23 protein-coding genes and 3 pseudogenes are annotated in these 20,760 nt (G+C 42.0%); 10 read left to right on the top strand and 16 right to left on the bottom strand.

The features are described 5' to 3' along the window. Positions 1-12 precede the first annotated feature (12 nt). Positions 13-998, bottom strand: a pseudogene (locus JCM11217_RS11880) (family 1 glycosylhydrolase). Positions 999-1,425: 427 nt separating this feature from the next. On the opposite strand from JCM11217_RS11880, the gene JCM11217_RS11875 reads away from it, so the two are divergent. The 5 genes from JCM11217_RS11875 to JCM11217_RS17070 all read left to right on the top strand — a co-directional run bounded on the left by JCM11217_RS11875 (position 1,426) and on the right by JCM11217_RS17070 (position 4,033). Further along, complete coding sequence (locus JCM11217_RS11875) at positions 1,426-2,202, top strand: glycosyltransferase family A protein (protein WP_054843032.1); 777 nt, start codon at positions 1,426-1,428, stop codon at positions 2,200-2,202. A gap of 65 nt (positions 2,203-2,267) precedes the next feature. Next, positions 2,268-2,789: a hypothetical protein gene (locus JCM11217_RS11870; protein WP_054843031.1), complete on the top strand. Its 522-nt coding sequence runs from the start codon at positions 2,268-2,270 to the stop codon at positions 2,787-2,789. 532 nt (positions 2,790-3,321) lie between these two features. Next, positions 3,322-3,645 (top strand): 4Fe-4S binding protein, encoded by a 324-nt coding sequence (locus JCM11217_RS11865; RefSeq protein ID WP_243679391.1) that lies wholly within the window; start codon positions 3,322-3,324, stop codon positions 3,643-3,645. Beyond that, positions 3,620-3,760 (top strand): hypothetical protein, encoded by a 141-nt coding sequence (locus JCM11217_RS17075; protein ID WP_243679390.1) that lies wholly within the window; start codon positions 3,620-3,622, stop codon positions 3,758-3,760. The genes JCM11217_RS11865 and JCM11217_RS17075 overlap by 26 nt, the downstream gene beginning before the upstream one ends. Positions 3,761-3,787: 27 nt before the next feature. Next, the gene (locus JCM11217_RS17070; protein ID WP_243679389.1) at positions 3,788-4,033 is read left to right on the top strand and encodes a hypothetical protein; all 246 of its coding nucleotides are present in this window, start codon (positions 3,788-3,790) and stop codon (positions 4,031-4,033) included. A 238-nt stretch (positions 4,034-4,271) separates the two neighbouring features. Here JCM11217_RS17070 and JCM11217_RS17065 read toward each other — a convergent pair whose 3' ends face one another. From JCM11217_RS17065 to JCM11217_RS11825, 9 genes and pseudogenes are all read right to left on the bottom strand, one after another. Beyond that, positions 4,272-4,640, bottom strand: a complete 369-nt coding sequence (locus tag JCM11217_RS17065) for a hypothetical protein (RefSeq protein ID WP_243679393.1) — start codon at positions 4,638-4,640, stop codon at positions 4,272-4,274. Next, positions 4,641-5,848 (bottom strand): annotated as a pseudogene (locus JCM11217_RS11855) (AMP-binding protein); the annotation flags it as partial. A 6-nt stretch (positions 5,849-5,854) separates the two neighbouring features. Then, positions 5,855-6,957 (bottom strand): annotated as a pseudogene (locus JCM11217_RS11850) (acyl-CoA dehydrogenase family protein). 188 nt (positions 6,958-7,145) lie between these two features. Then, positions 7,146-7,511 (bottom strand): hypothetical protein, encoded by a 366-nt coding sequence (locus tag JCM11217_RS17060; protein ID WP_243679388.1) that lies wholly within the window; start codon positions 7,509-7,511, stop codon positions 7,146-7,148. Between the two features lie 76 nt (positions 7,512-7,587). Beyond that, positions 7,588-8,184, bottom strand: a complete 597-nt coding sequence (locus JCM11217_RS11845) for a TetR/AcrR family transcriptional regulator (RefSeq protein WP_054843030.1) — start codon at positions 8,182-8,184, stop codon at positions 7,588-7,590. 45 nt (positions 8,185-8,229) lie between these two features. After that, positions 8,230-9,219: a 3-oxoacyl-ACP synthase gene (locus tag JCM11217_RS11840; protein ID WP_054843029.1), complete on the bottom strand. Its 990-nt coding sequence runs from the start codon at positions 9,217-9,219 to the stop codon at positions 8,230-8,232. A gap of 164 nt (positions 9,220-9,383) precedes the next feature. Further along, the gene (locus JCM11217_RS11835) at positions 9,384-10,670 is read right to left on the bottom strand and encodes a class I adenylate-forming enzyme family protein (protein ID WP_054843028.1); all 1,287 of its coding nucleotides are present in this window, start codon (positions 10,668-10,670) and stop codon (positions 9,384-9,386) included. 105 nt (positions 10,671-10,775) lie between these two features. Next, entirely contained in the window at positions 10,776-11,414 is a 639-nt protein-coding gene (locus JCM11217_RS11830; RefSeq protein WP_054843027.1) for an alpha/beta hydrolase, read from the bottom strand. A gap of 120 nt (positions 11,415-11,534) precedes the next feature. Next, positions 11,535-12,914, bottom strand: a complete 1,380-nt coding sequence (locus JCM11217_RS11825) for an MFS transporter (RefSeq protein WP_243679387.1) — start codon at positions 12,912-12,914, stop codon at positions 11,535-11,537. Between the two features lie 253 nt (positions 12,915-13,167). Between JCM11217_RS11825 and JCM11217_RS11820 the strand changes: the two genes are divergently transcribed. From JCM11217_RS11820 to JCM11217_RS11810, 3 genes are all read left to right on the top strand, one after another. Then, positions 13,168-13,350: a hypothetical protein gene (locus tag JCM11217_RS11820; protein ID WP_054843025.1), complete on the top strand. Its 183-nt coding sequence runs from the start codon at positions 13,168-13,170 to the stop codon at positions 13,348-13,350. Between the two features lie 82 nt (positions 13,351-13,432). Then, positions 13,433-15,778, top strand: a complete 2,346-nt coding sequence (locus tag JCM11217_RS11815; RefSeq protein ID WP_054843024.1) for a penicillin acylase family protein — start codon at positions 13,433-13,435, stop codon at positions 15,776-15,778. Positions 15,779-15,783: 5 nt separating this feature from the next. Continuing rightward, complete coding sequence (locus JCM11217_RS11810) at positions 15,784-16,158, top strand: hypothetical protein (RefSeq protein ID WP_243679386.1); 375 nt, start codon at positions 15,784-15,786, stop codon at positions 16,156-16,158. A gap of 42 nt (positions 16,159-16,200) precedes the next feature. Here the strand turns inward: JCM11217_RS11810 and JCM11217_RS11805 are convergent, their stop codons facing one another. The 6 genes from JCM11217_RS11805 to JCM11217_RS17045 form a co-directional block, all read right to left on the bottom strand. Then, positions 16,201-16,599 carry a PIN domain-containing protein gene (locus JCM11217_RS11805; protein ID WP_054843022.1) on the bottom strand — a complete coding sequence of 133 codons (399 nt, stop codon included), beginning with the start codon at positions 16,597-16,599 and terminating at the stop codon, positions 16,201-16,203. After that, the gene (locus JCM11217_RS11800) at positions 16,577-16,813 is read right to left on the bottom strand and encodes an AbrB/MazE/SpoVT family DNA-binding domain-containing protein (RefSeq protein WP_054843021.1); all 237 of its coding nucleotides are present in this window, start codon (positions 16,811-16,813) and stop codon (positions 16,577-16,579) included. The genes JCM11217_RS11805 and JCM11217_RS11800 overlap by 23 nt, the downstream gene beginning before the upstream one ends. Positions 16,814-16,863: 50 nt before the next feature. Beyond that, positions 16,864-17,007: a hypothetical protein gene (locus JCM11217_RS17055; protein WP_243679385.1), complete on the bottom strand. Its 144-nt coding sequence runs from the start codon at positions 17,005-17,007 to the stop codon at positions 16,864-16,866. Positions 17,008-17,023: 16 nt separating this feature from the next. Beyond that, positions 17,024-17,647 (bottom strand): enoyl-CoA hydratase-related protein, encoded by a 624-nt coding sequence (locus JCM11217_RS11795; RefSeq protein WP_243679384.1) that lies wholly within the window; start codon positions 17,645-17,647, stop codon positions 17,024-17,026. 5 nt (positions 17,648-17,652) lie between these two features. Continuing rightward, positions 17,653-18,120, bottom strand: a complete 468-nt coding sequence (locus JCM11217_RS17050) for an FAD-linked oxidase C-terminal domain-containing protein (protein WP_243679383.1) — start codon at positions 18,118-18,120, stop codon at positions 17,653-17,655. Between the two features lie 86 nt (positions 18,121-18,206). Continuing rightward, a complete protein-coding gene (locus tag JCM11217_RS17045) occupies positions 18,207-19,037 on the bottom strand; it encodes an FAD-binding oxidoreductase (protein WP_243679382.1) in 831 nt (276 codons plus the stop codon). Between the two features lie 100 nt (positions 19,038-19,137). On the opposite strand from JCM11217_RS17045, the gene JCM11217_RS11785 reads away from it, so the two are divergent. Both JCM11217_RS11785 and JCM11217_RS11780 read left to right on the top strand, forming a co-directional pair. Further along, positions 19,138-20,229, top strand: coding sequence for an alpha/beta hydrolase (locus JCM11217_RS11785; RefSeq protein WP_054843020.1), 1,092 nt, complete (start codon positions 19,138-19,140; stop codon positions 20,227-20,229). Next, positions 20,230-20,646 (top strand): aspartyl protease family protein, encoded by a 417-nt coding sequence (locus JCM11217_RS11780; RefSeq protein ID WP_243679381.1) that lies wholly within the window; start codon positions 20,230-20,232, stop codon positions 20,644-20,646. Positions 20,647-20,760 lie beyond the last annotated feature (114 nt).

Below are 20,760 nucleotides of genomic sequence, written 5' to 3'. Positions count from 1 at the left end.
CCCCCCCTAACATCAACCCCCCCCATCACTCAAGGCCCTATGCACCTGGTATATATGGCTAACTAGGTAATACGGCCTTAGATAATCAGCCGAGTCGGCAATTCCGTTCTCAGTAACGTATATGGGCAGGTGATACCTCCTCCAGTACTTTACTAATACATCGTATAAGCCCTCCGGGTAAAACTCCCAACCAAAGTCGCTGCATGGCCTATTATCAGGGCTTACGGAGTTCCTCTTGCAAGCATGCCCATAACCTGGTACGACCGCGTATGAGTTATCACCAACTAGCCTAACCACGAGCCTTGAGTAGTAATTCACCCCCCAATCCAATCAAGCCTATTCCTAAGGTCTTCCCTAACCTCACCATGCAAGTTCCCATGGATTATCGCGTCGAAGAAAGACCACCTTGCATCTTGTTCAGCTAACTCCACCGCCTTAACGTCTCTCTCCGTCAATGGCGTGTAGGCATTATTCGCATAGATAATCCCCCCCACAGGCTTCTTACTAACCATCTTAATTGCATCATAGGCCTTCGCATGGGCCTGAATTAAATTAATCAGCGCCTTTCTCGCTAAGTCAGGGTTTAAATAACTTGGCGGGAAGCCAGACTTAACATTGACGTAACCATTCCAAGCAACCACATTTGGCTCATTCATTGTCGAGTACATATCAACTAAGTCATCAAACTTCCAAGCCACGTACGCCGCGAATCTGGCGAAGTTAATTACCGTCTTAATATCGAGCCAACCAATGGGTCCAGAAAGATCACCCCTCCTAACCCTTATTGGGTCATGAACCCACAGCGGTAACGGCCAGTGATAGAGGTTCAGTATGAAGAATATGTTCCTATTCTTCAAATCATTAAAGATCGCTCTATAATGCTCAACGGCAGCCTTATTAGCCGCCTCATCAAGTCTCCTTAGGTCGCGCTCATCAACATCAACCTTAATTACCCTATCGCTAACAACCTCAACATTACCACTGGGCGGCTCCGGCATTGGTTTTGGGAATACCCTGGACCACTCAACATTAATCCTGGCAATATCGAGCCCCCCCATCCTAACGGCATTATCATGAAAAACCCTGTATAGACTCCAATAACCAGGTCCATTCTCTGGCAGGTCACCACTAACGAGGCCGGACGCTATGTTATCCCTATCATGAACCCAAACCCACCAATCGCTGTTTTGATCCTCATCACCTGGGACACCCATTTCATGTTGAAAACCGGCTTGAGACCAGCCAAACCTGAAGTTCTTAGGGAATGATAACGTCACGTATTTAACTTAATTTTAGATTATTTTTAGGAGTTGCTATATTGCTATACAGTAATGTCTTGATAATTTTCAGGTTTTAACCATGAGTGGGTTGGCCTACGGGAAAAACGCAGTAATTATTAAAATGATTAACAGGTAAGTTCTTCGTGTGGAGATAACGGCCTTAATTATCAGTACCACTAGGTCTAGGGTTCAATTACTTAAGCACGCTATTTCTTCAGTGATAAACCAAACAAGGAAACCTGATGAATTAATAGTTATTATGTCATACGATGACAGGGAGATTAAGGACTTAGTTAGTCCACACGGTTTTGTAATCCACAACGTAAGCACCAGAATAGGCCCAATGTGGGCTAGGGGCATTGAGGAGTCGAGCGGTGACGTTATTGCGTTCCTTGACGATGATGATGAGTGGTTCCAGAATAAGCTTAGTCATGTAGATGAGACGTTCAGTAAAATTGCTGGGCTTGGTCTTTACCATAACCTATTTCAATTCATTGATACTAACGGGAACGAGCTAGATTACCACGAATTACCTGCCTATTATCGCTCAATGATCCTTAAAAGAAGCGTCATTATTAGGGACAATGCCGACTTATACATGCGTTCCAGTGTTAATGATTGGCTAAATGCTAATTACTGGCCATTATTTTACAACACATCAAGCTTGTCAGCGATTAAGGACGCATTAGCCCGTAGGCTTGAACTCATTGAAAGCACTAACCTATACTCAGATGCCCTATTCTTCATATTGGTACTAACTCAATGCTATGCCGTGCTTCATGAACCAATTATCCTAACCAGGTACAGAATTCATGGAGAGCAAACATCAAGGAAAGTCCTAAATGGCGAACTTATGGACATGGCCGCTAAAGACCACGAACTATTTAATAGAGTAATCAAGGAATACAATACCTGTAGGTAATCTACGGATGCCGACTTAGCACATAACGTAATGCTTATATACATTAGTACCATCGTGTCATAATCGTGATCAACAGGAATGAATTCGCTAAATACGTAATTATAACAATACTAATGGCGATAATCATAGTATCGATAACGTCACTAGCATCACAAGACACAGTACAGGTAAATGTGACAATCCAGGGCATAGGTCCTTTACGCAATGCCTCAATTACGTACATGGAGTTTGTCCAGTCATATACGACCCAGATGCTCCATGCCTACGGCACAACTACCACAAATAATGAGGGTATTGCCGTAATCCCACAACCACCACCTCCATTACCAGGTAAGGAAGATATAATTACCATAACAATTAACGCAACAATAAATGGAGAAGCCATCTTCAAAACATACAATTTTTACTTAACAAACGAGAACTTCACAAACCAAATAAACATAACAATACCAATGCCTAAAACAAATAACTCGACAGGCAATACCAATTATGGCAATCAAAGCACACTCTTGATAACCGTAATTATAGTAATAATTGTTGTGTTGGTGGCAATAATAATTATATTAATGAGAAGATCAAGGCGATAAATGACATATAACTATAAGATTCAAATTAAAATTATCGATTTTCTTCATTTAAATCTCTCTGTCCAGGCACTACTTATGAAGATACCACCTCACTCCTCCTTGTCATAGACCTTGGCACTATTGGGTATGGCAGTACTCAATCCCAGGCCTGTGGGTATAACGTCATTAATTCATAAAACCTCAGGTGACACATCAGTCAATACCTTAAGCCCACATCCCTTAGATACTTCACGGCTCAGTCTTTTCCTGCCCGTGCATTATCGTTGTTACCCTAGATCCATACTTACGCTCAATTAATGCTAGAGTCTCGATTTCACGTGTTATAACGGCCTTATTGATACCATGGCAATATCATCACTATGAAGAGGAGCGTCTAAAGGAGATAACTAGGTATGTCGGTGTATGCATCGAGTATCGCCATAAAAATGCTATTGATGATTATTAAAAATGTTACTAGGCATTCCATGGCAATATTGATATAATATTTTAATTTAATTCTAATAATTCTAATTAGTAATCTACGGGATACCAAATGGGTAAGTATTCATTGATGATGGGTAGTAAGGCCTTGGTCCGTGGTGCCATTTATGCAGGCGTTAGATTTTATGCGGGCACGAGGCGTAAACCTGTTGTGAGAATTGACGTGGATAAGTACCTATGCAAGGGCTGTTACATCTGTGTTGATAAATGCCCAACAAAGGTCTTTGAGGTATCCAATGTCGTTGGTGATTACGGGGCATTCCTACCCGTGGCTAAGTACGTGGAGAGGTGCATTGACTGCGGAATCTGCGAGCTCTACTGCCCTGACTATGCAATAACGATTATCAGAGGTGATGAGAGCGAGGCTCGAGGTTAGGTTTGCCGGCTTTGGTGGTCAGGGCGTGATTACGGCCGGCAGGTTATTAGCGTTAACCGTGATAGAGGCCGACCCAGACTTATACGTGGTCTACAGCCCATCATACGGCTTATAAACCCGTGGTGGCGATGCGTTGTCAGACGTGATAATAAGTGATGAGGAGATCGACTACCCAAAGGCTAGGAGGTTAGACCTAGCGTTCCTACTCACACAACCAGCATATGATAAGTACTGTGGTTATGTTAAGGATGATGGGCTCATAGTCATTGACAATCACGTTAATAAGGGCGACAAAACACAATGTAGTGGTAAGAGACGCCGTGAATTAGGCATAATAACAACCGCGAGACAAATTAGCGGTAACGTCTCTGCATTAACGAAATCCTAGGCGCATCAATAAAATACTTAAGCAACACCGAGCTACTAAAGGACAAATTATCATTAGAACATGCAAAGCAGGTAATTACTAAGTACTTCAGAGAAGCACTAATAGGTAGAAGGGCCGGAGCGAGGATATAATTAACAAAAATATTAAGGCAATCAAAAATATTAAGGCAATAGAGTTTGGGTATAAAATTATATAATAGTTAATGATACATTAAAAATAAATGATTTAAGATTTATACTTAGCCAAGTATATTTCTTTTTAGTTCCTTCTTATCAATTTTGCCTGTACTCGTTAGCGGAATTTCCTTAACGAAAATCACGTCATCAGGTATCCACCACTTGGGTATCCTGCCAGCATTAACCTCTTTATTTAATGCATCATATATTTGCTCCTTCGTTAAGCTATAGCCCTCCTTGGGCTTTACAACGGCTATAGGTCTCTCACCCCCCCACTTCTCATGTGGCCTTCCAATCACAGCCACTAAGTCAACGCCAGGTATGTTTGAAATAATAGCTTCAAGAATACTCGTTGGTATCCACTCTCCTCCACTTTTAATTACGTCCTTAAGTCTGTCGAGTATTCTTAATCCGCCATCATTGAGTATCATTCCAACATCGCCAGTTCTGAACCAATTACCTACGTAACTTTCCCTTGTCTTTTCAGGGTCTTTATAGTATTCATACGGTAGCCATGGAGCCCTTATCCAAACCTCACCAACTTGGCCTGGGCTACGTCCTTATTTGTAGCTGGGTCAACAATCCTTACCTCAACAAAGGGTACGGGGTGTGTTGTTAACCTTATGTAGTCAAGGAATTCATCTATTGAATTATAGTTCTTGGGAGCTATTGAGATTGATGTAGCGAGCATGTCAGTTCCTCCGTATATGGATGAGAAGTTAATACCGAGTTCATGCATTTTCTTAGCGAGACCGCTAGTTATTGGCATACCACCAACCAATGCCTTTAATCCGCGTAATACATTAACCTTATTCATCTTTTCAGCCGTGTCAATAAGCATGTACATCATAGTCGGTACGGCATTTACCCAAGTAACTCCTTCAGTCTCAATAAGTGTTAATGCCTTATCAGGTATGAACCTGCCCATTAATACGTACTTATCGCATAGGTATGGCGCATGAATGAAGCTGCCCCCCCATGAGTGAATATGATAAAATGGTATAAATGGCATTATCACATCACCCTGATGTAGGCTAGCCGGCGTATTGTACATGCTAAGTTGGTATGCTATAGCCAATGCGCCATGTACGAACTTCTCATGAGTATACCTAACAGCCTTTGGAAGACCTGTCGTGCCCGATGTAAATAGTATTGAGTAGAAGTCCCTTCCGGTGATCTCAATCTCAGGTTCTTTGGTGGCTTTAGTATTAACTAAATCGTTATAGCAATACTTTGCATCACACTCAGAGCTTAGCCCTACGGTCTTATCTTTACTCACCAATGTGCTCAATGCCTTAAAATCATTAGAATAGAATAGCCACTCTACACCGGCCACCTTGATCGTATACGCTATTTGGTCAGGTGGCAACCTTACATTCACCGGATAAATGATGGCGCCGATCATGGCTGCTGCGTAATGAAGCTCAAACATCGGTAATGTATTCCAATCAGCAATACCAATAACCGTGCCTTTGCCTATACCTAGCGATAATAATGAAGTAGCTAACGAAATAATGCGCCTATACACTTCACCATAACTAACCCTATTACTTTCCCAAACTATTTCGGTCTCAGGGCATAGTGTCGCGGCCCTCCTTATGACATTATGTACCGTAAAACCAATGCCAGGCTCGCTCATTCATCATCACCCCTCCTCAATATTTACTATCTTTCTACCTAAATCATGTGAGCCAACCTTATAACCACCTTGCAAATACTTCTCAAGATATAACTCAGCCACTAGTGCATACCTATCTATCCCCAACTTCTCCGCAATATGCGTTAATGTTATCACTGCGATCGCGTGTCCTAACGACGATAGTATATCCTTAGCTCTAAACTCGACCTCTAATGGGCTTAGTGACGAAGCCATCTGCAATGTATTCCTTATAGCATTCATTGCTGATTCAGCAATATTATGGTATGTCTTGATTTCAGCCACGGTGTTTTCAAGGTCATTAAGCATTGTGACATGCGCATTCTTCTTAGTCATTGCCTCAAGCATGTCTAGCGCCTGTATATTGCTCGTACCCTCCCAAATGGGCGTTATTAAGGCCTCTCTATGCCACCTCTCAATTGGATATTCGCTCAGGAACCCAATGCCGCCGTGCAGCTCCATGGCAAGTCTAGTTACGTATGCTGCAGCGTCCGCTGTGACATTTTTAGCAATATGAGTTAGTAATCTGGCATAATGATAGTGTTCGGTGTACGGTGCTTATCATGCCATGTTTTATCAAACTCATTTATAGCCTTAAAGACGAGCGCTGTCGCGCCTTCTATCGTGATTTCCATATCCATTAAATCCCTAATAACTAATGGATGTTCAATGAGTAACTTACCAAATGCCCTTCTTTTATTTGCATATTCATAGGCCTCAAGGTAGGCCTTTCTGGCAATACCAACGGCGCCAATGGCATTAGCGAGTCTTGATACCATTAAATCCTCCATTATGTAGTAAATGCCATTATTTAAATCGCCAACCAGGTAAGCCTCACTTCCGTGAAACTCGACTTCACCAGTGGGTACTGAATTTGTACCACTCTTATCCTTTAACCTCCTAACTATGAAATTAAGGTCTCCCTTTGAATTTAAACGAGGAACGGCAAATAACGCCAATCCCTTAGCCCCGGCTTTACCACCCTCCGGTCTCGCTGACGTCAATGCGATGTCGGCCAACCCAACCCCCCCACTGGCGAAGTACTTATCGCCATAAAGTCTCCACCTATCCCCCCCATCCCTCTTCGCCATTGTAGTATTAGCACCGAGGTCACTACCACCCTGCACCTCTGTGAACCACGTGGCACCAAAATTAATTGGTCTCTCATCACCGATGAGCCTTGGTACATAACCCCTCAACTCATCATTACCATACTTATAAAGTGCGTATGCTGTTTGAATGGTTATTGTGATTATACAGTAAAGACCTGGATCTGATACTAAGTAGCCCATCGCATAGTGCTCATGCCATTTACCACCATGGTACGGAGGCTTATTAATCCCAAAATCGAGCACCAATCTCTCGATAGCCCATCTCTCGGCAGGTTTAACCAAACCCTATCAACCCTATTACCATTCACATCCCACATAATATGCCTAGGCCTTGAAACCTTATCCACGTAATCTGTAATCTCGAGCAACTCACGACCCGCAAAAGCCCCCCCTAACTCACTAAATGATGGAATCTTACCAATGAAATACTGAAGAATTCTCTGTAACGGCTTATCAACGTCGTAAACATTCATACCATAGACATTCGATAGAAAACCATACACATCAACATTACTTTCGATATCCTTTGACATATATTATTGCTTATTTCAATACTTTATAAATATTCAGACAATATATTTTATATAGATGATAGATAAGTTAAAGCAACTAGCAGTTGCATTTAGGACTTAGTATTCTTTCAAGTATCCTATTTACTTCATTAATTACATACTTAGGTATTCTATCATTTACCCATAAAATATATCGTTTAGCTATAAAATCAGCAATACCCATCAGAACAAAAGAGAGTACCTCTGGATCGTATCTTACTATCTCGCCCTTATTCATGGCATCTAATAATCTCATAGAATATCTTTCAGAAAGTTTCATGTAATGCCACTTATAAATTTCAATATTATTCGATTCAGCCTCTATTAATATTTTATAAAGATACTGATTATTATACATCCAATCAAAAAACGCTTCAAACCCTCTCTTCTCTATTGATACCCTATCAGAAAGTCCTGAGGTACTTAACGTTAAGTAATGTCTCATATCCTTATTTATTCGTTTAATGAGCTCTACCAATAACTCATCCTTATTATTAAAGTAGAAGTAGAAAAGCCCATGTGATACGCCAGCCCTCGATGTTATTTCATCAATTGACGCATCGTTAAATCCTTTCTCAGCTATTACAGCTATGGCAGCATTTAATATTTTATTTAATGACTCCTCACCTCTCTTTGTTTTCGGAGAATACTTCATGTTTTATTTATTAATAAAATAATGCAATTTAAATTTTATAAGAAATTATTTAATGCGTTGAAGTACCGTGGCGCCCCATGTCCAACCAGTTCCCGCTGCAACCAAAACTATGATGCTACCCTTCCTGACTTTACCGCTTTGTTCTGCTAACCATAATGATAAGAATGGATCCACAGCTTGCATATGCCCGTAATTCTCAAGGTAAATCGATTTATCAGAAGACACGCCTAACTCTCTTAGTATTCTATCATGAAATGATCTCTTCATATGAAGTATTGCAAAATAATCAACATCATTTATAGTAAGGCCACTTCTTTCCAGGGCATTTTTTATAACATATAAGAAATTCCTTAATGAAATCTCCTCAAAGCTCTTGTTAAATTCCTCACTCCTATTAACCTGAAGTAAATATCCCTGATTATAATCATTAATGAATCTCTCACCAAGCCTTTGATACACAACATTAGAGAATCTTCCATCAGTTATTATTGAACTTTCAAGAATTTCGTATTTTCCATCAACATTACTTAACAAAACCGCAGCAGCCCCCCCATCTGAGAAATCATACATGAATGTTGAAGCTTTATCCTTATAATTAACTATCATGCTCTGCTTTGTTGCACTAACTAGTAATATGTAAGAGTCTTCATCCTTTATGGCTAATCTTGGTTTCAATAAGTCAAGTGCGACAATACTGCTAACGCATTGCATTGATACGTCAACGCCATAGGCATTACTTAAACCTAAATGACCTATTACATCAGGCGCCACATCCCATACGTACTTATCCTTAAAGTCAGAACCTGCATATACAACCAAATCAATCTTTAAGTTACCATATTTGCTCATTAATTTTTTAGCAACGAGTTTTGCCATATCGGAAACAGACAATGTTCTCTCAATGGGCTTCCTATTAATACCCAGTTTATCTCTCACAACCCAATCAGGCAAACCTGTCTCCAATGCCAATTGTTTATAATCAACGTATGTACTTGGTATATATAATTCATAATCTACAATATAAGCCTTCCTCATAGATAATCACGAAGTATCAAGTATATCTCTAAAGCCATCCCTTAAGTATCTCTCACGTAACTCCCTTTTTGAAATCTTACCAATCTGTGTCTTTGGGATCTCTCTAACAAATATTATACGCTTTGGTACTTTGTATGATGCCAGGACTTTCTTAAGATCTTTCTTTACATCATCCTCAGTAACTTTAAAACCAGGCTTTTTAACCGCAATTGCAACAACAGCCTCACCCCCCAATGTTCATCTGGAACTCCAAACACGGCCGCATCATCTATATACGGTAGTTGCTTTAGCGCCACCTCAACCTCTGTTGAATATACATTCTCACCTCCGGTCTTAATCATGTCTTTCTTTCTATCGAGGAATGAGAAGTCGCCTTCATTATCGACGGTGAATAAGTCGCCAGTCATTAGATAACCATCGCTCGTGAATGGATTTTCACCGGGTCTATTCCAATAACCCTTGAATACGTGGGGGGGTCCCTTTATTAATAGTTCTCCATCACTTGACAGTTTCATCTCAATAAAGAGAAGGGGGGGTTTTCCCACTGACATTAATTTATCCTTATAGCGTTCCGGCGATATGTAAAAGTTATTGGGACCCGCCTCCGTCAACCCATAGCCCTGAAATAGCCTATAGCCCTTATCAATAAAGCGTTTAGCTACATTTGGCAGTAATGGTCCACCACCACTTATAAATAGCACATGAGAAAGGTCAACCCTATCAAAGAGAGGCGACTTACTTATGGAATCAAGCATTGTTGGCACACCCATGTATACTGTGCACTTTTCCCTGGCTAAGGTCTCTATTGTCCAATCGGCATCGAATTTATCGGTCTCAGGTAAAACGACACGTCCACCAACTAATAGTAGGGGCATCATTAATACATTCCACCCACCGGTATGATAAAGAGGTAGTGAAACGAGAGTACAATCATTTTTTGTTAATCCCCCCCATGACAGTACTGTTATTATGGCGTTCCATAATATGGATCCTTCATGGATCATCGCGCCCTTAGGAGGTCCCGTGGTTCCACCCGTGTATAATATCATAGCGATTTCATCAAGGTTCATTCTATACTCATACCCATACTCATCGTACGCCTCCTTAAGCACTTCATCCATTCTTACGCCCTCATTGAAGTAATCATCTATTACGAGCGATGGATTAACATCATTAATTACAAATTTTAGGAAGTCTCGCCCAAGCCTTGGATTTACGGGCACTAATACCGCGCCTATTTTCCTTAACGCAAAAAATAATGCCACATGGTATAATGGCGATTTTACGAGAGTGACCACCCTATCACTAGGTTTAACACCTAGCCTATGCAGCGCAAAGGCAACCTTATTCGATAAGGACTCAAGCTGGGAGTATGTGTAGGATTTATCTCCTACCTTAATGGCTATCGAATCCTCAATTCTAGCCCTATGCTTAAGTAGGCTCTCAAGCATTTTAGATCACCATGGGCTCCTTTGATGGTTTAAATGTGCCGTTAATAACCTCATTTATGAAGTTAAGAACTAACCTATTATAGTCGTCGGCACGCTCGATGATCGCTAAATGTCCTGCCCCCCCCTTAGTATAACGAGTTTGCTATTAGGTATTAATTGATTCATTATGCGGGAATTCTCGGGATTAACCACGTAATCCTCATCTCCAGTCACTATCAATGTTGGAACAGTTATTGCCGATAACTTATCCTTAAAGTCAAATGTTAATACTGCAGCTAATTGATTATTATATGCCTTCGGATCCTCCTCAAACCTCATTCTCATATCCACAATATGTTCAATCTCATCCCTATGCCTCTCAAAGAAGCTTCTAGAAAATGCCACCTTCATCCTCTCAATAAGCATCTGCCTTCTATCAAGGTTAGGATTAGGAGGTTGCAATAATACTTCAAGGGCCTCCTTACTTGGCGGTAATGATTTAACGCCAAAATTTGTCTCACCAAGAATTAGACCTCTAACTCTACCTGGGTTTTTATATGTGAAGTACATAGCTATCATACCACCCATTGAGACACCCCATATAAACGCCTTGTCTATTGATAAATAATTCATGAGATCCTCAAGATCATTTGAAAAATCATCCATGGTATATGGTTTATCAGGTCTTGAGGATAATCCAACTCCTCTATTATCATATATTATTAACTTCACATAGTTAGCAAGTGTTCTTTGTTTAACCCACATCCAATTAGCGTAGCCTAAACCCTCGATTAATATTAATGGTTCCCCCCCTCTCCATCAACTTCGTAGTATATTGACGTTCCATCTCTTGTAATTACATAACCACTCCTCATATTACTCTCCTCAGTCAGAAACTTGCTCAAGCCTTAATTTAGTTGTTCTCGGACCGGTGAGTACTATCGATGTTGCGATGATCTCAAATATACCAAGTAATACGAAGGTCCACACACCAGTGCTAAGCGGTTTTAATGGATTAAAGACGAGGTAAATTATGAAGGGAACAACGGCACCACCAAGGTGACCGACCCCCCCATCGGCTAAGGCAAATCCGCTTGCTCTAGCCCTTGTTGGGAATAATTCAGCGGTATATGTATAGGCAGGTACGGCAAATGCTGTTGCGAAGGCGCCTAGGAATGCGCCTATTGTTAGTACTATTGGTGAACGTATAGCAACCGCAACAGCATATAGGAACACCGCAAGCGTGGCTATACTAAAGGCTGATGCAACAAGGTATTTCCTCTCCCACTTATCGGCTATAGGCGCCATGGATAAGGCACCAACTATATAACCAATGCTGCCTAGCGCTATGTACCAAGTAGCTGTCGTGAACGTAAAACCTGCAGCCACAAAGATGTATGGTGCGAATCCAATTACTCCGTACGCAAGCATATAATCAAAGAACCAGAATAGAATAGCCATTATGAGCCTAGGCCCATACTTTCTATTGAATAATTCGGCAGTTGGAAACTTCGTTAATACCTTTTCAGGAAGTGGCGGTGGAACTGGCGGTAATGGCTTAATCCTTCTCTCAACAAAATCTTCGAGCATCTTAACGACTCTCTCTGCCTCATCGATCTTACCCTTTATTGTAAGCCACCTGGGGCTTTCCGGCATTAAGTATCTTAATGGGACTATTGCCGCGGCAACAAGTGCGCCAAGCCCAAATAGCCACCTCCAGCCTATTGGTGATATTGGTATTAATGCAAATGCTATAAATGGTGTTACTGCGAAGCCCAGGGCACCTGCTAGGTATGTGAATTGAACCATCTTGCCTCTAATGTGAGCAGGCGTTATCTCTGATATGTATGTATTTATTATGGCTATTTCGGCTCCAATGCCCATACCCGTTATCAACCTACTTGCGATCAAAACTATGGCATTAGTTGATAAGGCACTACCAAGTGAACCAACAGCAATTAATATGGCATTGGTTATTAATCCCCCCCACCTACGCCCCCAATAATCGCTTATTGTTGCCACGAAATAAGCACCAATTATATAACCAAATAGAGAAACAGAGACTGCTTCGCTTATTTCTAGTCTAGTCATTTTTAATTGTTGAACCATAGGCGAAACTATAGCGAATGATAATGTGAGTATATCATAGAACGCAAAGAAATAACCAAGCCCAATAATAACCATCCAAGAAACTGGGTAAGGCCTTATGGGGAGTCTATCTATTCTAGCTCGAAGCTCGCCAAGCTTAAGTTCTTTATCTGACACTTGACCCACCTGTCAGGTTTATTATAGCAAATAATTTAAATTATTTTTTAATAAATTATAAATAAAATATTCGAAGAAAATGAATATTAACTTATCTTTTTATTCAATTACTATTGAATATTTTGAATATATTTTATTGTTTCGATTGTAAATAAATATTTATTTTTAAATATTTTCTTTTTACCCTATAACTAGATTTACATATTTTATAAGGTTTCTATTTTTATAAGTTTGCCTTGTTTATTAGGGTTGTATGGCTGTTTCGATTTATATAAAGTTTGGTTTGGCTTTGGTTGGTTTGGTTTTGCTTATCGTGCTTTTGAGTGTTCCTATTAGTATTATGGCGCCGCTTGGGCAAGTTCTTAATCCGGGCACTGGTGTTTGGAGTAGTGTTCCTCCCCCCCATCTAGTGTTGGTTGTCATAGCGGTGTTATAACGCTTAACGGTAGTTCCGCGGCTGTTGTTGTATGCATTACTCCCGATGGCTTCATTAGGATTGCTCCAATGAGACTTGGGCTGTGTTTTATGAGGAGGGTTACCTAACGGCTGAGTATAGGCTTGCTCAAATGTACTTCATGGCTATGATGAGTATGGGTAATCTATCATCAATAATAGGTCCCTCGGCATTACCTAGTGACGAGTTCTTCAGAACCCTATTAACGCCGCAGGTTACTGAGGAAATAGTGAATTCGTTAAATAGGTCAAGCTTTATCTACGAAGCGCTATATTACTATACACTTGGTGTGAATGCCTACGTTGATTCACTGACTCCACGTAGAATGCCAATAATATTTAAGGTGCTTGGTTTTAGGCCGCCACCATGGACCATGGAGGACACCTTTGCCATACAACAATTGCTTACATGGTCATTAAGTGGTACGGCAGATCCACTAGCCTTCACAGTGGCACTCCTCAAGATGCCGCCGCAGGTTATTTACGCGTTCTATCCCGCGTACCCGTCGTCAATTCAGTACCCCGTATACCCCGAGGAATGGAACCCAGGTATTTATAATACCACGGGTAACATGAAATACCTAAATCTATACTCATTAAATCCACTGCCTCCCGGTGTTACGAAGCAGGAGTTCCTTAATGCAATTGATGAGGCGATAAGGTTTTACCTAGAGGGTGATACTGCGTTCAGGGACTCATTAGTCAGTAAGCTCCTACCTGGCATAAACCCATTTGAGCATTTGGTGGTAGGCTTAACAGATGAAGGTAGTAATAATTGGGTGGCTGTATCGCCAAATGGGCAGGCATTTCTGGCGAATGACCCGCACTTAACAACCACGGTACCATCAATATGGATCGGGTTCCAACTAGTTGGGCCTGGCATGAATGTCGTTGGTGTCGACTTTCCTGGAGTGCCCGGTGTAATACTCGGCCATAACCCATACATCGCCTGGGGGGGTGCCACGGATGCGGAGCCTCAGGTGGTTTATTACTACGTGGAGGTCACAAGCCCAAGCCACCCAGGTGAGTATTACTATGATGGTTCCTGGTTACCCTTTGAGGTTATTCATGAGGAGATTTATGTTAAGGGTGTTGGTTATGTGCCATATAATGTCTACCTTGCGCGCAATGGTGTGGTAATCGCAAATTACAGTAATGTAATTATAGTTATGAATTGGACCGGTATGTACCCAACAGATGAGGTTGCAACATTCCTATACTTCGACATTGCGAGGAACCTATCGGACTTCCTCAATGCCCTATCTTACTTCAAGGTCGGTATCCAGAACTTTGCGTATGCCGATAGGTACGGCAATATCGGAATATTTGCTTGGGGGTTATACCCAATAGTCATGGGTGGTGACCCAAGGGCTGTCATGCTCGGTAATGGGTCATACGACTGGGTCGGTTTCATACCAACCCAATACCAGCCCTACGTATTAAACCCGCCTTCGCACTTCGCATTATCGGCGAATGAAATACTCGTATCACCCAATTACCCGTACTACGTGGGTTGGGTATTCGAAAGCGGCTTTAGGGCTGACGAGATTTACACATTACTATCGCAGTTCGAGGACGAGGGCAACATAACCTACGCATCCATGGAGGCGATACAACTCAATGTACATGATTACTCCACCAACCTATTCCTACCACCACTACTCAATGCGTTATCCACGCACCTAAGCCAACTAACGCCAATCGAGGTTGAGGCATACGAGCTATTGAGGAATTGGAATGGCGACTTCACAACCAACTCTGCCGCAGCAACGATATACTACTTCTGGCTTTGGAATTACCTAAACGACACATTCATGCCCTGGTTCCAGTACTACAACATAACGCCAGCCGACGGCTTAGGCCAGTTCTCACTATTCCTAGGCCCAGACGCGGCATTCCACGGGCCATTAGTGCTGGACCTAGCCAACTGGACCAATAATTACCCAAACATTCAATGGTTTGATGACCCATTAACGGGCCAAGAGAGGAACGCCACAACCGTCATGTTACTGGCATTTAACCAAACAATAACGGAGTTAATGCATGAACTTGGTCCAAACCCATCAACCTGGTACTGGGGAAGGGTGCATTACAGGGAGTTAACAAGCTTCTTCGGCATAAATGCGTTGTCTGTCGGCCCATTCCCTGCACCTGGCGATTGCAACACAATAAACGCGGCCTATGGCTTAGTGTCTAATGAAGGACCGAGTTGGCGTCAAATAGTCGACATGGCAAATCCACTCACCGGAATTGGTGTTTATCCAGGCGGTATTTCTGAGAATCCACTGAGTCCGTTTTATAATGACACGACTGAGTACTGGCTAGTTGGTCAATACTACACGTTAATACCGCCCGGCTTACCGCAATACTTCTACTATCTATACATGCCAAATGCGTCATTACCTGGGTGATGGACATGACCGTGAGCTATACGACTCGTTTCTGGACCCTATTCATCATTAACCTAGTTATTTCAATCGCATTGGCGTATACGGGTTACTGGTTATTAATGGCTGTGTTAGGGTTAATAATTGGTTACGTACTAAACGCCAATAAGGCATCATCAGCGTTAGTCTGCACAGGCGTGTCCGGGTTAATAGGCGTCTTAGTCGTTATTTTCATGAATCCATACGCGATATATGATGGCGAGGTAACCGCAGCAATAATCGGATTACCATACAGCATCATCGGCTCAATAACACTCCTAATAATAACATTATTAGTAGCACTCGCACTGTCAAGTCTCGGTGGATTGATTGGTCATTATTTACGCATGTTAATAAGGCATTAATTTAGAGATGAAACTAGTTATGTAGTTATGTTTATTCAAAGTCTATGGTATTACTGCTACCCCATGCCTATTAGCTATCTTCCTTAGTTTTTGATCGTAAGTAGCTAAATAAGCACCCCTCCTCAGTACCACCGATAGTATTATGTAGTCATTTAACATAGTATATGGAGCCTTATCCTGTTCCATTAAGACTAAGCCATCATGTATTATATCTAGATCCTCATGAAATATTACGAAGTCCCTCAATTCATTCAATTTCAATTTAACAATACCCAAATCCCCAGTCAGCTTTAACAACACCCATATGTATTCATAGAGGACAACATAAGGTATTATGACATCACTCCTTTGCAGTATATCGTATGACTCGGCATAGTACTCGCTATCCTTAAATGTTGCATAAACTAAAACATTAGTATCAATAATTATTTGTGATCTCATTGTTCATCTCCTCAATTAGTTCCTCAATATCCTCAGGCGTTAATTTCCTCCCCAACTCATAAGTTGTCCATTTCCTACGGTAAGGCCTTATAATAATGACTTTCTCCTTCTCGTCATAGGTAATATCCACATAATCACCAACCCTAATACCAAGCCTCTCCCTTATTTCAACGGGTATTGTTATCTGAAAATTCCTAGTAACTTTTATCTTCATATTACTAAGTTAATCAGTAACTAATTAATAAATCCTACTATTTTTCTCATCTAGTATAAATTACCATGCCTTCCTGCTCCTTCTTTGAAACGTTTCACACCCTCGTATATTTCACCCATCCTTATCGACCTTAATCCATACTCCATCTCAATGATTAAGCCCTCGCTCAACGGCTTGTCCAAGCCATCGTACACGGCGAGCCTATCATTCCTAAGGGTTTCCTGGGGGATACTTACTTATCAATTCTGCAATCTCAATGGCCTTATCAAGGGCCTTACCCTCATCAACCAAGTAATTAACCAAGCCCCCCCATTGGTAAGCCTCCTCAGCGCTTATCAATCGTCCAGTCAGTATTAAGTCAAGGGCTCTGCCAAGCCCAACAATTTTTGCAAGTCTTTGTGTGCCACCGTCCACAAGAGGAACGCCGAACCTCCTCTCCAGGAAGCCGAACTTAGCGGTTTTATCGGCAACCCTGATATCGGCCCACAGGGCGATTTCCAAGCCACCAGCCACGCAGTAACCACTAATTGCAGCTATGACAGGCTTAGAAAGTCTAAGCCTAGTGAAGCCAAGAGGCCCCCCCTCAGGATTGGTCACCCTACTTATTAGTCTATCAATGTCGTAGAGGTCAGCCCCCCCAGAGCTAAAGTTACCGTCGGCTCCGGTTATCACACCGACGTAAAGGTCAGGGTTATTATCGAAATACGTCCAAGCCCTATGAAGCTCCTCAGCCGTGTTAGCGTCAATGGCGTTCCTACGTTCAGGCCTATTAATGGTGACTATGAAGATATGACCCCCCCTCTCCTCAACAACGATATTCCTATAACTCATCATTTAGCTCACCAAACCAACTTACCCCCCCTATTCATTATATTATTCTCATCGAGCAATCCCTTAATGCTCCTCAGTAATTTCCATTGATTGCCCATCTCTATCCTCACGAAATCCCTCTTTAATAGGCCCGTGCCGTGGTGATGACTTATAGTTGCGCCGATGTCATTAGCCACATTAAAGGCCTCCCTCCAAACCCTCCAGTATAAATCCTCATCCTGCCTAAACACGACAACACTGTAGAGGGATGCACCATTTAGATATAGGTGGGTTATCCTTGAGAATACGTGTTTAACGCCATCAATGGAACCAAGCCTACTCACCAACTCATTATGAAGCTTAACTAATCTGCTCCATGTTGTCGCCATATCAATGGTGTCAACCCAAAGACCTGACTGGGCAAGCATGATTAATTGTGATTCATAACCCCCCCTAGCAAAGACATCCCTCCACATCCTAACTAATTCAGGCTCCACACTGGCTGCACCGTGCTTAATTGCTAAGTCATTAATTACATTACTTACAGCATTGACTAAGTCCTCATTAAACCACCTAACCCTTATCAGGCTATGACCCCCCCATCCTCACCAACCATTAACTTACTACTCTCTTTGTCATGAATAACAACCCTGTGAGGCCCTGGCACATTAATCACGATGTCGCGGGCAAAATGAATAGCGTTCTCAAGGTCCTTAAACACGTAGGCCAAGTCAACGTAGTAGTTAGCCAATGGTTTAATCCTAAGCATTGCTCTAACAATTATACCAAATGCGCCGTCAGAACCTATGAATAGGCCTCTAAGGTCAGGCCAGGATGTCCTAACGAATTTACCAGGTCCCACCGTTATCAACTCACCATTTGGTAATACTACGTCAAGCGACAATACTAGCTCATCAATATTACTCATACTATGTGAACCTGTACCCCCATGAGCTATTGCACCACCTATTGTGAGCAATTGAAATGATTGCGGGTGGTAATCCAGGGTATAACCTCTCTCATTAAGCCATCTCTCTATATTAACCACCTTAGCACCGGCCTCGACAGTTAATGTTAAGTCCTCCTCATCAAATTTCAGGATCCTATTTAATCTACTCATATCAATTACGACACAACCGTTGTGATAAGCACCACCAACAACGCTAGACCCACCGCCATATGGTGTGAGGCACACGCCGTACTTATTGGCGAGCCTAACGATATTAATTACTTCGTCAATACTTCCAGGCCTAATAACGGCTGGTGGTGCATCAATATCATGACCAAGTAACTCCCTGAGCATGAGTATTGACCACCAATCCCTCCTAAACGTTGATAATCCGTGGCCCTCACTAATGACGTTATCTTTCCCAAGCAGTTCCTCAACGTCTTTAAGGAATTTTACTAACTCCACAATCGGTGTGTGATAAAAATAGATTAATGCTATAGCACTATATAAAATATATTTTCCATATAAGCACAAACAATAAATCAAAATCAAGGCATTATTAAGTATGCCAGGTTGGAAATTAACCTGGGAGGGAAGCATTAAGGAATTCCCTGATCTCACCGAGAGAGTTTGGGTTACGGAGCGCCCACCTGGTGGTTGCTTCAATTACATAGCTCTAAGGGAGGTTAAGGGCAGGGATGTGACTTACCCATACCCAGTGCTGATACTGCCTGGTATGACATCACATGGAGAGCAGTTGATTCATGTTTCATGGCATGGAATACAACCGATAGAACCAGCAATACCGGACTCCATGATACCCATATACCTGGCAAGGCGAGGTTACCTGGTCTATACAATTGATTATAGGACGCACTTCGTACTTCCTGACGTTAAGGACCTCTCATTCATGCTTGATTGGGGGGGCTGGGAGGCGTGGCTAGGCGATATTAAGGAGGCCGTTAATAAGGTTATGGAGGTTAGCGGTAGGGATAAGGTCGTATTGATTGGGGGGGAGAGCTTTGGTGGGATTGCGTCAATGAATTACGTTACTGTTCACCCGGAGGATGCTAAAGCGGTAGTACTACTAGATGGTGCGCCAATAAGGACCTCCGTTATTCAGACATTGCCTGCGCGTAGTGTTGATGAACTCAGGGCGAGTAAGCTATATGCGGTACCATCAATCCTAACTGGGGGGGGTAGGTATCCAGGGAATATGGTGAACACGGTATGGCTTAAGGCACTATACAATCCAGCGCTGCCAAGCCCAGAGCCTGGCTTTAAGACCTTAAGCGATTATTTAATGAGTATAGTCTATAACCAGGGACTTGCAAACCCATACTCATACCCAAACTCACATCCCCCCCAAGCTATATTTGCCGTATTGGCGACGCTGGACCCATACTGGCCTGCTAGGCTATTCATAGAGCCAATGGATCAATTCAGGACTAAATACATGGAGGTTAGGGTACCAATACTCGCCATTATAAGCGGGTTATTTGGCATGAAGGTGGCTGATATGGACTTAGTAAGGAGGTTAACGAGTGATGTGGTATTACTTGATAGTTATGGGCACTTAGATGTTTATGCGAACCCAAATAATGTCAGGGATGTTAATGAACCCGTTCATAAGTGGCTTATTAGGATTAAGGACTGATTGAGAATTGATAAAAAGCCATTTAAGTTCATAATATTATTTTTATTTCTAGAGGGATTAATGGGCATTACGAAGGTTAAGATAATAATAAAAAACCCGGAGACTGGTGCGAGTCGAGATGTGGAACTGATAGTGGATACCGGCAGTGTCTTTACCTGGATTAATAAGGATACCTTGGCGTCAATCGGCATTAAACCAAGGAGGGTCAGGCAGTTCAGGACTATAGATGGTAGGATGGTTATGAGGAGTGTTGGTTTGGTCACAATTAAGTATGAGGATTACGAGGGTGATGTAGAGGTGGTATTTGGCGAATCTAGCGATGCTGAGGTCCTTGGTGTCACGGCACTTGAAACGCTGGGTTTAGAGGTTGACCCGGTAAGTGGTAAATTGAAATACGTGGGTCACCTGGCATTGTAAATAGAAGTCCTAGCGAACTCCCAACTTGAGCGATGCATTCTTTAATTCACTACGTTACTTAGTCCTTGCCCTTAGCTCCTTTATTCTCATGGTGGGTTTGGATAATGATTTCTC

Source organism: Vulcanisaeta distributa JCM 11217, from assembly GCF_001316005.1.
GTDB lineage: Archaea > Thermoproteota > Thermoprotei > Thermoproteales > Thermocladiaceae > Vulcanisaeta > Vulcanisaeta distributa_B.
Note: the sequence above shows the minus strand (reverse complement) of the source record. Positions and strands in the feature narration are given on the sequence as shown.

Coding starts and splice junctions, on each gene's coding strand:
- JCM11217_RS11865 (WP_243679391.1), top strand. CDS start 3,322: ATGGGTAAGTATTCATTGATGATGGGTAGTAAGGCCTTGGTCCGTGGT.
- JCM11217_RS17065 (WP_243679393.1), bottom strand. CDS start 4,640: ATGATACTCAATGATGGCGGATTAAGAATACTCGACAGACTTAAGGAC.
- JCM11217_RS17060 (WP_243679388.1), bottom strand. CDS start 7,511: ATGTCAAAGGATATCGAAAGTAATGTTGATGTGTATGGTTTTCTATCG.
- JCM11217_RS11845 (WP_054843030.1), bottom strand. CDS start 8,184: ATGAAGTATTCTCCGAAAACAAAGAGAGGTGAGGAGTCATTAAATAAA.
- JCM11217_RS11840 (WP_054843029.1), bottom strand. CDS start 9,219: ATGAGGAAGGCTTATATTGTAGATTATGAATTATATATACCAAGTACA.
- JCM11217_RS11835 (WP_054843028.1), bottom strand. CDS start 10,670: ATGCTTGAGAGCCTACTTAAGCATAGGGCTAGAATTGAGGATTCGATA.
- JCM11217_RS11830 (WP_054843027.1), bottom strand. CDS start 11,414: ATGTGGGTTAAACAAAGAACACTTGCTAACTATGTGAAGTTAATAATA.
- JCM11217_RS11820 (WP_054843025.1), top strand. CDS start 13,168: ATGGCTGTTTCGATTTATATAAAGTTTGGTTTGGCTTTGGTTGGTTTG.
- JCM11217_RS11810 (WP_243679386.1), top strand. CDS start 15,784: ATGACCGTGAGCTATACGACTCGTTTCTGGACCCTATTCATCATTAAC.
- JCM11217_RS11805 (WP_054843022.1), bottom strand. CDS start 16,599: ATGAGATCACAAATAATTATTGATACTAATGTTTTAGTTTATGCAACA.
- JCM11217_RS11800 (WP_054843021.1), bottom strand. CDS start 16,813: ATGAAGATAAAAGTTACTAGGAATTTTCAGATAACAATACCCGTTGAA.
- JCM11217_RS11795 (WP_243679384.1), bottom strand. CDS start 17,647: ATGATGAGTTATAGGAATATCGTTGTTGAGGAGAGGGGGGGTCATATC.
- JCM11217_RS11785 (WP_054843020.1), top strand. CDS start 19,138: ATGCCAGGTTGGAAATTAACCTGGGAGGGAAGCATTAAGGAATTCCCT.